We start from the raw sequence: 11,376 nt of genomic DNA, 5'->3' as shown, positions 1-11,376 counted from the left end.
GATACAACACCGCACCTGGACGGCCTCTGCGCGGCGGATCCATACGGCGCCGCCGTACGCTCGACGCATGAGGATCGCCCTGCCCCCGTCCCCGCCGGATGCGCCGTCGCGGACGCGGCTCTGGTGGGAGATCGCGATCGTGCTCGCGCTCGGGCTCGGGCAGTCGGCGGTCTACTCCGTGGTGCAGCTGCTGGACCGGTTCTCCCGCTCGACGCCGCTCGCGCAGCAGACCGCGACGCTCAATCCCGCGCTCTCCGACCGGCAGGCGTTCGACCTGGTGTACCAGCTGCTCGGGATCGGCTTCTCCGTGGTTCCGGTGCTGCTGGTGTGCTTCCTGCTGTGGCTGCCGGCGCGGCCGCACCTGGGCGCACTCGGCCTGGACGGACGACGCGTCGGCCGCGACACCGGGTGGGGCGCCGTGCTGGTGCTCGCCATCGGCGTCCCCGGGCTGGGGCTCTACATCGCGGGCCGGCTGGCGGGCCTCTTCGTCGCCGTGGATCCCGGTGCCCAGAGCGCGTACTGGTGGACGATCCCGGTGCTCCTGCTGTCGGCCGCCCGCGCCGCCGTGGAGGAGGAGTTCGTGGTGCTCGGCTACCTGTTCGCGCGGCTGCGGCAGCTCGGCTGGGGACCGTGGGCCATCGTGCTGGCCACGTCTGTGCTGCGCGCGACCTACCACCTCTACCAGGGGCCGGGAGCGTTCATCGGCAACCTCGGGATGGGGCTGCTGTTCGGCGCCCTGTACCTGCGCTCCGGGCGGCTGCTGCCCTTCCTCGTCGCGCACTTCCTGATCGACGCCTCCGCGTTCGTCGGCTACCCGTGGGCGGCGACCACGTGGCCGGCGCTCTTCGGCCTCCCCGCCCACTGAGGCGCCACCGCAGGCACCCGGGTCAGCGCGTGACGGCGACCGCGATGGCCGCCCAGACCACGATCACGAGCAGCGCGCCGAGGGCCGGCCAGTCCCAGCTGCGCCGGATCGGGGCGTCCGCGCCCTCACCGGCCGCGCCCGCCGGGCGCTCCACGGCGTTCTCCCACCGGACACGGACGTCCGTGAGCGCCTGCAGGCTCTGCGGCACGGTGACCTCGCCGGAGCGCTTCATGCGCGGCGACTGGATGCGCCCGGGGCCGCCCCAGCAGCGCAGGGTGCGGCCGTCGTCCAGCGTGAAGTCCAGCTGCCAGCGCAGATCCAGTTCGGTGACCCTGCGCCAGCCGAACCGGGTGCGACGCAGGAGGTTCTGCACCTTCGCGCCCTCCTCGTCGACGTGCACCATCGATGCCACGCTGATCACGTAGATGAGCCACAGCACGAGCAGCACCCACGGGGCGAACAGGAGCATGAGACCCCAGCTGCCGCGCACCACGGCGTCGCCGAGCAGGAACACCGACAGCGCCGCGCAGACCACGAGAACGGCGATGCCCGTGGAGGCGCGGTACGTCCGCGCCCCCACGGGCATCTGATCCATCGAGCTCACGCGCTGCGACCACCCAGGGTGATCGACACGCCCGGGATGGCCTGGAGCAGCCGCTCCGTGTACTCCTGCTGCGGGTTGGCGAAGATCTCGTCCACCGTGCCCTGCTCGACCAGCTTGCCCTTCTCCATCACGCAGACCAGGTCGGCCGCGACGCGCACGACCGCGAGGTCGTGCGTGATGAACAGGTAGGTCAGGTCGAGCTCGCTCTGCAGCTCGGCGAGCAGCTTCAGGATCTGATCCTGCACCAGCACGTCGAGAGCGGAGACCGCCTCGTCGAGGACGACGATGTCGGGCTTGAGCGCCAGGGCGCGGGCGATCGCCACGCGCTGACGCTGTCCGCCGGACAGCTCGTTCGGATACCGCGTGGCCAGCTCGCGCGGCAGCGAGACCTGATCCAGCAGCTCGAGCACGCGCTCGCGCCGCGAGGTCTTGTCCCCCACGCCGTGGATGTCCAGCGGCTCCGAGATCGTGTTGCCGATGTTGCGCAGCGGATCCATGGATCCGTAGGGATCCTGGAACACCGGCTGCATCCGGCGCCGCAGCGCGAGCGTCTCGCGGCTCGACAGGCCGGCGGTGTCGACGCCGTCGATCTTGATCGAGCCGCTCGTCACGTCCTCGAGCTTGAGCACCATCTTCGCGACGGTCGACTTGCCCGAGCCGGACTCGCCGACCAGCGCCAGCGTCTTGCCCTTCGGGATGTCGAACGACACGTTGTCGACGGCGCGGAACGGGATGCTGCGGAACTGACCCTGACGGATCTTGTAGTCCTTGGTCAGGTCGCGCACGGAGACCGTCGGCGGGATGCCGGCGATGTCGTCGCTGGTCTCGATGCCCTGCCGCTCGTGGACGGCCTGGATGCGCTGCGACGCGATGCTGGGGGCCGCGGCCACCAGCTTCTTCGTGTACGGGTGCAGCGGGTTCTCCAGGATCTCCCGGCTGGGACCTGCCTCGACGATCTCGCCGTTCTGCATGACGATGATCTTCTCGGCGCGCTCGGCCGCGAGGCCCAGGTCATGCGTGATCAGGAGCACCGAGGTGCCCTTCCCGCGCGTCAGCGAGGCGAGGTGATCCAGGATCACGCGCTGCACGGTCACGTCCAGCGCCGAGGTCGGCTCGTCCGCGATGAGCAGCTTCGGGTCGGCGGCGAGGCCGATCCCGATCAGCGCACGCTGGCGCATGCCTCCCGAGAACTGGTGCGGGTACTGGTGCAGACGCTTGGCGGCGTCGGCCAGACCCGCCTGCTGCAACACCTCGATGGTCCGCGCCTCGATCTCCTTGCGGCCCTGGGCGAGTCCGTTGGCACGGATCGCCTCCTTGACCTGGAAGCCGATCGACCACACCGGGTTGAGGTTCGACATCGGGTCCTGCGGGACGTAGCCGATCTCGCGACCGCGGATCTTCTCCATCTGACCCTCGGTGAGATCCGTCAGCTCCTGACCGTCGAGCATGATGCTGCCGCCGGTCACGTGGCCGGTGCCGGGCAAGAGGTTGATGATCGCCGAGGCGGTCGTGGACTTGCCGGATCCGGACTCGCCCACGATGGCCAGGGTCTCGCCGGCGTACAGGTCGAAGCTGACGCCGTGCACGACCTCCTTCGAGCTCTTCTGCGTGTCGAACGCGATCCGCAGGTCACGGATCCGCAGCAGCGGGGTGTCGGCGTTCGCGCTCATCGGCGGGCCCTCGCTCTCGGGTCGAGGGCGTCTCGCACGAGCTCGCCCAGCATGATGAACGCGAGCACCGTGACGGTCAGCGCGATCGACGGGTAGATCAGGGCCATCGGGGCCACGCGCAGGGAGGCCTGCGCCTGGCTGATGTCATTGCCCCAGCTCATGGTGTCGCTGCCGAGCCCGACACCGAGGAACGACAGCGTCGCCTCGGCGACGATCGCTGCGGCGAGGCTCAGCGTGGTGACGACGAGCAGCGGCGCGATCGCGTTCGGGATGACGTGCGACACCAGGGTGCCGAACTTCGACTTGCCCAGTGCGCGCGAGGCCATCACGAAGTCCGCCTGCCGCACCCTCAGCACCTCCGCGCGGACCACGCGGGCGGTGGACGCCCACGCGAACCCGCCGATGGCGAACGCGAGGGTGAACACGTTGCGGAACTGCGCGAACACGCTCATCACCACGACCGCGGCGAGGATGTAGGGGATCGAGAAGAAGATGTCGCCGACACGGGACAGCACACCATCCAGCCAGCCGCCGTAGAAGCCGGCCAGTGCACCCATGATCAGGCCGATGACGGATCCGATCAGCGTCGCCAGCAGACCGACGGACACCGAGGTGCGCGCGCCCCAGACGGTGCGGGCGTAGATGTCGCAGCCCTGGAAGGTGAAGCCGAGCGGATGACCCGCCGTGGGTCCTCCGTTGGAGTTGGACAGCTGGCAGTCGCTGTTCGGCGGCGTCTGCGTGAACAGGGTGGGCCAGATCGCCATGAGCAGCACGACCAGGACGATGACCATCGAGAGCCAGAACATCGGGCGCTTGCGGATGTCCGCCCAGGCGTCGCGCCAGAGGTTGGACGGCTTCTCGGCGATCTTGACCGCGTCGACCGCGACGGTGCCCTCGGGGATGGGAGCGACGTAGTGCGTCGCGCTGGAGTCAGACATAGCGGATCCTCGGGTCGAGCAGGCCGTACAGCAGGTCGACGACCAGGTTGACGAGCACGTAGATGATCACGAACACCGTCACGAACGAGACGATCGTCGGTCCCTCGTGCTGCAGCGTCGCGTGGAACAGCGTGTTGCCGACGCCGGGGACGTTGAAGATGCCCTCAGTGACGGTCGCGCCGACCAGCAGGACGCCGAAGTTCGTCGCCGAATTGGTGATCACGGGGATCAGCGAGTTGCGCAGCACGTGCACGGGGATGACGCGCCGTCGCGGCAGTCCCTTGCTGTACGCGGTGCGCACCCAGTCCTGGTTGAGCGTGTCGATGACGGAGCCGCGCATCAGGCGCATGCTCGTGGCGTAGAGGCTGACGCCCAGCACCAGAGCCGGCAGCCAGAGGTCGCCCCAGTCGTTGTCCGCGCCCACGGTCGGGCTGAACCACTGCAGCTTCACGGCGAGGAAGTACTGCGCCAGGAAGGCGATCACGAAGATCGGCAGCGAGATGAAGATCAGCGACAGGACGAGCATCGAGTTGTCGAAGATCTTGCCCTTGCGCAGCGCCGAGAACGTTCCGATGATGATCGCGAGGACGAACTCGATCGCGATCGCCATCACCGCGAGGCGGCCGGTGACCGGCAGCGTGCGGGCGAGCACGTCGTTGACCGACTGTCCGGAGAACGTGGTGCCCATGTTCCCCTGGAAGATGCCGATGAGGTAGTACCAGTACTGCACGATGAACGGCTGGTCCAGGTGATACTGCTTCACCAGCGCGTCGTGCAGCTGCGGGCTCGGCTGCTTGTCGCCGAAGAGCGCCGCGATGGGGTCGCCAGGCATGGCGAACACCAGGAAATAGATGAGCAGGGTGGCCCCGACGAAGACGGGGATCACCTGCAAGAGGCGTTTGAGGATGTAACCGACCATTCGCCCTCCCTCCAGATGAGGAGGCGTCCCGGGTGCCCGTCACGGTCTGTGCGGGAGCGACGCCTCGCTGAGAGCATCGTGCCACGTGTTCGACGCGCACGACACTGTTTCGACAGGCCGCGAGGCGGTGACGTGGTCGTCACCGCCTCGCGGGTGTGATCGTACGGGGCGGTCAGCCCTTGGTGATCTCGTAGTACAGCGGAACCGAGTTCCAACCGAACTGGACGTTGTTCACGCCCTTGGCGTAGCCGCCGTTCACGTTGGAGTACCACAGCGGGATCGCCGGGAGGTCCTCGAACAGGATCTCCTGCGCCTGCTCGTACTCCTTGGTGGCCGCGGACTGGTCCGTCGCCGAGGCGCCCTTCGCGAGAAGCTCATCGAACTTCGGGTTCGAGTAGTCGGTGTCGTTCGAGGAGGCCTTGGTGCCGTAGAGCGGCTGCAGGAAGTTGTACTGCGCCGGGTAGTCGGCCTGCCAACCGGTGCGGAAGGCGGTCGTGATGGTGCGGTCGTTGACGGCCTTGCGCAGACCCGCGAAGTCGACGAACGGGTTGCCCGAGGCGTCGATGCCGAGGTTGTTCTTCAGCTGGTTCGCGACAGCGTCGACCCATGCCTGGTGCGAGGAGTCGGAGTTGTACGCGATCTGGAACTTGCCCTCCCACGGCGAGAGCTTGTCGGCCTCGGCCCACAGCTCCTTCGCCTTCTTGGCGTCGAACTTCAGCACGTCCGAGCCCTTGATGGAGTCGGACCAGCCCGCGATGACCGGCGAGGTGAAGTCCTTGGCCGGGGTGCGGGTGTTGTTGAAGATCGTCTTCGTGATCGCGGCGCGGTCGATCGCCATCGAGATGGCCTGACGACGCAGCTTGCCCTCCTCGCCGGTGAAGTGCGCGAGGTTGCCCGGGAGCGAGAACGACTGGAAGATCGCGGCCGGCTGGTTGACCGCACGGTCGCCCAGGTCGGACTCGAACGTCTGCTGGGCGGACGCCGGGATCAGGTCGATGACGTCGACCTTGTCGCTCTGCAGGTCGGCGTACGCGGCGTCTGCCGTGGCGTAGAAGATGAAGTTCACGCCGCCGTTCTTGGCCTGACGCGCGCCCTTGTAGGTGTCGTTCTTGACCAGGTCGAGCTCGACGGAGTGCTGCCAGGCGCCCTGCTTGGCGAGCTTGTAGGGGCCGTTGCCGATCGGGTTCTCACCGAACGTGGCCATGTCCTTGAGAGCGGCCTCGGGCAGCGGGTAGTAGGCCGAGTAGCCGAGGCGCTGCGACCAGTCGGCCGCGACCGGGCTGGACAGCGTGACCTTGAACGTGTAGTCGTCCACCTTCTTCAGGCCGGTCAGCTCGGAGTCGGCGTCGGCGTTGAAGCCCTCGATGTCAGCGAACCACGACGAGTTCAGCTGCTTGTTCGAGAACTTGGCGCCGTACTGCCAGGCGTTGATGAAGCTGTCCGCGGTGACCTTCTCGCCGTTGGAGAAGGTGTTGCCCTGCTTGACCTTGATGGTCAGCTCGGAGTCGCTGTCGACCTTGATTGACTCGGCCATGTCGTTGACGAGCTTGCCCTTGGCGTCGTAGTAGGCGAGACCCGCGAAGATCGAGTCGAGGATCTTGCCGCCGCCGACCTCGTTGGTGTTGGTCGGGATCAGCGGGTTCTCCGGCTCGGAGCCGCTGACCTTGATGATGGCCTTGGAGTCGCCGCCCTTGGTGGGGGTGGCGTCTCCACCGGTCTTGCTCGAGCAGCCGGCGAGGGCGAGTGCGCCCGCCGCAAGCAGCCCGATGCCCGCGAGGGCGATCTTGTTGCGCTTCACGTTGTGTCCTCCTGTGGACAGTTGACAGCAATCTGCACGCTCATCGTCGAGCATGTAGGGATATCTGAGGGTAACCGCAGCGACGCGGATCGGGCGAATCGCCGACGTTAACCGTTATTCACCGGTGACCTGACACCGGGTCTCAGGTCCGCTGGAACGCCGAAGCGCCCCGGGACAGCTTCCCCGGGGCGCTTCGTCGGCGGCGGATCGCGCCTCGCTTACAGCGCGAACGCCTCCACCGGCGGGCAGGCGCACACGAGGTTGCGGTCGCCGTACGCGTTGTCGATCCGGCGCACCGGCGGCCAGTACTTGCCCGCGATGAGGGCGCGCACCGGATAGGCCGCCTTCTCGCGGGTGTAGGCGTGCTGCCACTCCCCCTCGATGAGCGACGCCGCGGTGTGCGGCGCGTGCACGAGCGGGTTGTCGTCCGCGGGCCAGACGCCGGCGGCGACCTCGTCGGCCTCCGCCTTGATCTGGATCATCGCCTCCACGAAGCGCTCCAGCTCGCCGAGGTCCTCCGACTCCGTCGGCTCCACCATGAGCGTGCCCGCGACCGGGAACGACATGGTGGGCGCGTGGAAGCCGTAGTCGATGAGGCGCTTGGCGACGTCGTCGACCGTGATGCCGGTCGCCTCCTTGAGGGGACGCAGGTCGAGGATGCACTCGTGGGCGACGCGGCCCTGCTCGCCGGTGTACAGCACCGGGTAGTGCTCGCCGAGGCGCGCTGCGACGTAGTTCGCCGCGAGCACGGCAGCGGCGGTGGCGTCGCGCAGGCCGTCCGCGCCCATCATCCGGACGTACGCCCAGGAGATCGGCAGGACGCCGGCGGATCCGTAGGGCGCGGCCGAGACCGGCCCGCCCTCGAACACGTACCCGCCCGCGTGCGCGGCACGCTGCGCCTGCGGGTGCCCGGGCAGGTACGGCGCCAGGTGCGCCTTCGCCGCCACCGGCCCCACGCCGGGGCCGCCGCCGCCGTGCGGGATCGCGAACGTCTTGTGCAGGTTGAGGTGCGAGACGTCGCCGCCCAGGTCGCCGAACCGGGAGTAGCCCAGGAGGGCGTTCAGGTTCGCGCCGTCGATGTACACCTGGCCGCCGGCGTCGTGCACGGCTGCCGTGATGTCGAGCACGTCGTGCTCGTACACGCCGTGCGTCGACGGATAGGTGATCATCAGCGCCGCGATCTCGTCGGCGTGCTGCGCGATCTTCGCACGCAGGTCGTCGAGGTCCACATTGCCGAGCTCGTCGGTGGCCACGACGACCACCTTCATGCCCGCGAGCACCGCGCTGGCGGCGTTGGTGCCGTGCGCGGACGACGGGATCAGGCACACCGTGCGGTGATCGTCGCCGTTGGCGAGGTGGTAGCCGCGGATCGCCAGCAGGCCCGCGAGCTCGCCCTGCGACCCCGCATTCGGCTGCAGCGAGACCGCGTCGTAGCCGGTGACGTCGGCGAGCCACGCCTCGAGCTGGTCGATCAGCTCGAGGGAGCCCCGCACGTCGGCCTCGGGGGCGAACGGGTGCAGCTGAGCGAACTCCGGCCAGGTGATCGCCGCCATCTCGGTCGCCGCGTTGAGCTTCATCGTGCAGGATCCGAGCGGGATCATGCCGCGGTCGAGCGCGTAGTCGCGGTCGGCGAGGCTCTTCAGGTACCGCATCATGGCGGTCTCCGAGCGGTGCGCGTGGAACACCGGGTGCGTGAGGAACTCGTCCTGTCGCGCGAGGGCCGCGGGCACGCTGGTGACCGGGATGTAGGCGAAGGATCCCTCCCCCGCGCCGAACACCGTCGCCACGGCGAGGATGTCCTCGTAGGTCGTGGTCTCGTCGGTGGCGATGCTGACGGTGTCCGCATCGACCGGGTTCAGCAGGATCCCGGCGGCGTGCGCCTCGGCCACGATCGCGTCGGCCCGCCCCGGCACCCGCACCGTGAGGGTGTCGAAGTAGTCGGCGTGCACGATCTCGGCACCGGCCTTCTCGAGCTGCGTGGCCAGGAAGCGCGCCTTCGAGGCGACTCCGGTGGCGATCTCCTTCAGCCCGTCCGGGCCGTGATAGACCGCGTACATCGACGCCATCACGGCGAGCAGCACCTGCGCGGTGCAGATGTTCGACGTGGCCTTCTCGCGGCGGATGTGCTGCTCGCGGGTCTGCAGGGCGAGGCGGTAGGCCGGGTGGCCGTCCGCATCCTGCGAGACGCCGACCAGGCGGCCCGGCAGCTGACGCTCCAGCCCGCTGCGCACGGCCATGTAGCCCGCGTGCGGACCTCCGAAGCCCATCGGCACGCCGAAGCGCTGCGTGGTGCCCACCGCGACGTCGGCGCCGAGCGAGCCCGGCGAGGCGATGAGGGTGAGCGCGAGCAGGTCGGCGGCGACGACCGCGAGGCCGCCGGCGAGGTGCGCGGCGTCGATGACCGCGGACGGATCCCAGATCCGCCCGGACGCGCCGGGGTACTGCACGAACACGCCGAACAGCTCGTCCGGCAGGGTCTCACCGCCGGCGAGGTCGCGCTCGAGGAGCTCGATGCCCACGGCGTCGGCCCGCGTCGCGAGCAGGGCCTTGGTCTGCGGCAGCGCGTCCGCGTCGACCACGAAGACGTTCGATGCGGACTTGGATCCGCGGCGCGCGAGCAGCATGCCCTCGGCCACCGCGGAGGACTCGTCGAGCATGGACGCGTTGGCGGTGTCCAGGCCGGTCAGCTCCGAGACCATGGTCTGGAAGTTGATCAGCGCCTCGAGCCGCCCCTGCGAGATCTCCGGCTGGTACGGGGTGTAGGCCGTGTACCAGGACGGGTTCTCCAGCACGTTGCGCTGGATCACGCTCGGGGTGATGGTGCCGTAGTAGCCCAGGCCGATCATCGGTCGGTTCACGGTGTTGCGGTCCGCCAGGGCGCGCAGCTCGGCGAGGGCCTCCGCTTCGCTCGCCGCGGCCGGCAGCACGCTGACGCGGTCGGCGGCGGAGCGGATCGACGCGGGGACGGCCTCGCACATGAGCGCGTCGACCGGACGCTCGTCGGCAGCGGAGGCGATGCCGATCGCGTCGAGCATCGTGCGCTGGGCGTCGGCGGTGGTGCCGATGTGGCGGTCGAGGAACGCAGTCACTCTCACTTCTCCGTGTGGGCGACGTAGGCGTCGCGGTCGAGGAGGCCGTCCGTGGCGCCCTCGCCCACCTGGACCCGGATGAGCCAGCCGTCCTCGAACGGCGAGGAGTTCAGCAGGGCCGGGTCGTCGACCACGGCGTCGTTGACCTCGGTGACCGTGCCGTCGACGGGCGCGTAGAGCTCGGAGACCGACTTGGTCGACTCGGCCTCGCCGAAGACGTCGCCGCGGCTCAGCGTGGTGCCGACGGCGGGCAGCTCGACGAAGACGATGTCGCCGAGGGCGTCAGCGGCGAAGTCGGTGATCCCGACGGTGGCGGTGGCGCCGTCAACGGCGACCCACTCGTGCTCTTCGCTGTAACGCAGGGTGTTCAGATCGGTCATTTCTTCCTCCGGTAGAAAGGCAGGGCGGTGACGGTGGCGGGGATCTTCGTGCCGCGCACGTCGAGGAACAGGGGGACGGAGCCTTCGGCGACCGCGGGGTCGACGAAGGCCATGGCGATGGGGTGGCCGAGCGTGGGGCTGAGGGCACCGCTGGTGATCTCGCCGACCGCCGCGCCGTCCTCGGTGACGACCGGGTAGCCGGCACGACCGGCCCGGCGCCCCTCGGCGGTGAGCCCGACGAGCACGCGTGCGCCCTCGGCGGGAGTCACGCCGTCCTTGCCGACGAAGCTCTCCTTGTCGGCGACCACGACCCGGCCGAGGCCCGCCTGCGCGGGCTTGGTCTCGAGGTTCAGCTCGTGGCCGTACAGCGGCATGCCCGCCTCGAGGCGCAGCGTGTCGCGGGCGGCGAGGCCGGCGGGAACCAGCCCGTGTGCGGCACCGGCGGCGAGGACCTCGTCCCAGAGCGCCGTGGCATCGGCGGCGTCGACGAGGAGCTCGAAGCCGTCCTCGCCGGTGTAGCCGGTGCGGGCGAGCAGCAGCGGCCTGCCGCGGTAGCTCGCCGAGGCCCACGCGTAGTACTTCTGCTCGTCCCACGGGATGGAGACGTCGGCGATGCCGGCGGTCGCCGCGAGGATCGCCTCGGCGTTCGGACCCTGCACGGCGATGAGCGCGTAGTCGTCGGAGACATCGGCGACCGCGACGCCGCGGTCCGCGGTCCGGGTCTGCAGCGCCTCGCGGACCGCATCCCGGTTGCCGGCGTTGCTGATGATGAGGAAATCGTCTTCGCCGAGGCGGTACACGATCACGTCGTCGATGATGCCGCCGTCCTCGGCGAGCAGCAGCGAGTACTTCGCCTTGCCGACCGGCAGCGCGGAGAGGCGGCCGGCGAGCGCGTAGTCGAGGAACTCGGCCGCGCCCGCACCCTTGATCGTGAACTCGGCCATGTGCGAGATGTCGAAGATGCCCGCGGCCTGACGCACCGCGTGGTGCTCGGCCAGGTCGGACGTGTAGCGGACCGGCATCTGCCAGCCGCCGAAGTCGGTGAACGAGGCCCCGAGCGCCTCATGGCGCTCTCGGAGGGGCGTGTAGCGGGCGTCTGTCATGGAGCTCTCC

9 protein-coding genes are annotated in these 11,376 nt (G+C 69.3%); 1 reads left to right on the top strand and 8 read right to left on the bottom strand.

Features of this window, described 5'->3' with window-relative positions; translation table 11 throughout:
- The first annotated feature begins 67 nt into the window (after window positions 1–67).
- Entirely contained in the window at window positions 68–865 is a 798-nt protein-coding gene (locus tag AERO9AM_RS06925) for a CPBP family intramembrane glutamic endopeptidase (protein WP_159575480.1), read from the top strand.
- A gap of 22 nt (window positions 866–887) precedes the next feature.
- Here the strand turns inward: AERO9AM_RS06925 and AERO9AM_RS06920 are convergent, their stop codons facing one another.
- The 8 genes from AERO9AM_RS06920 to gcvT all read right to left on the bottom strand — a co-directional run bounded on the left by AERO9AM_RS06920 (window position 888) and on the right by gcvT (window position 11,366).
- Window positions 888–1,460 (bottom strand): PH domain-containing protein, encoded by a 573-nt coding sequence (locus AERO9AM_RS06920; protein ID WP_159575479.1) that lies wholly within the window; start codon window positions 1,458–1,460, stop codon window positions 888–890.
- Between the two features lie 5 nt (window positions 1,461–1,465).
- Complete coding sequence (locus AERO9AM_RS06915) at window positions 1,466–3,139, bottom strand: dipeptide ABC transporter ATP-binding protein (protein WP_159575478.1); 1,674 nt, start codon at window positions 3,137–3,139, stop codon at window positions 1,466–1,468.
- Window positions 3,136–4,077, bottom strand: coding sequence for an ABC transporter permease (locus tag AERO9AM_RS06910; protein ID WP_159575477.1), 942 nt, complete (start codon window positions 4,075–4,077; stop codon window positions 3,136–3,138). Before AERO9AM_RS06910 ends, AERO9AM_RS06915 begins: the two co-directional genes overlap by 4 nt.
- Window positions 4,070–4,996 carry an ABC transporter permease gene (locus AERO9AM_RS06905; RefSeq protein WP_159575476.1) on the bottom strand — a complete coding sequence of 309 codons (927 nt, stop codon included), beginning with the start codon at window positions 4,994–4,996 and terminating at the stop codon, window positions 4,070–4,072. Before AERO9AM_RS06905 ends, AERO9AM_RS06910 begins: the two co-directional genes overlap by 8 nt.
- Before the next feature lie 172 nt (window positions 4,997–5,168).
- Window positions 5,169–6,794: a peptide ABC transporter substrate-binding protein gene (locus tag AERO9AM_RS06900; protein ID WP_201298598.1), complete on the bottom strand. Its 1,626-nt coding sequence runs from the start codon at window positions 6,792–6,794 to the stop codon at window positions 5,169–5,171.
- Between the two features lie 218 nt (window positions 6,795–7,012).
- Entirely contained in the window at window positions 7,013–9,829 is a 2,817-nt protein-coding gene (gcvP, locus tag AERO9AM_RS06895) for an aminomethyl-transferring glycine dehydrogenase (RefSeq protein ID WP_236602690.1), read from the bottom strand.
- 56 nt (window positions 9,830–9,885) lie between these two features.
- Window positions 9,886–10,263, bottom strand: a complete 378-nt coding sequence (gcvH, locus tag AERO9AM_RS06890; RefSeq protein ID WP_159575473.1) for a glycine cleavage system protein GcvH — start codon at window positions 10,261–10,263, stop codon at window positions 9,886–9,888.
- Window positions 10,260–11,366, bottom strand: coding sequence for a glycine cleavage system aminomethyltransferase GcvT (gcvT, locus tag AERO9AM_RS06885; protein WP_159575472.1), 1,107 nt, complete (start codon window positions 11,364–11,366; stop codon window positions 10,260–10,262). The genes gcvH and gcvT overlap by 4 nt, the downstream gene beginning before the upstream one ends.
- Between the last annotated feature and the right edge of the window lie 10 nt (window positions 11,367–11,376).

It is taken from the genome of Microbacterium sp. 8M, assembly GCF_902506375.1.
Classification (GTDB): domain Bacteria; phylum Actinomycetota; class Actinomycetes; order Actinomycetales; family Microbacteriaceae; genus Microbacterium.
The sequence above is the reverse complement of the archived record's forward strand: the minus strand, read 5'-3'. Positions and strand labels throughout refer to the sequence as shown.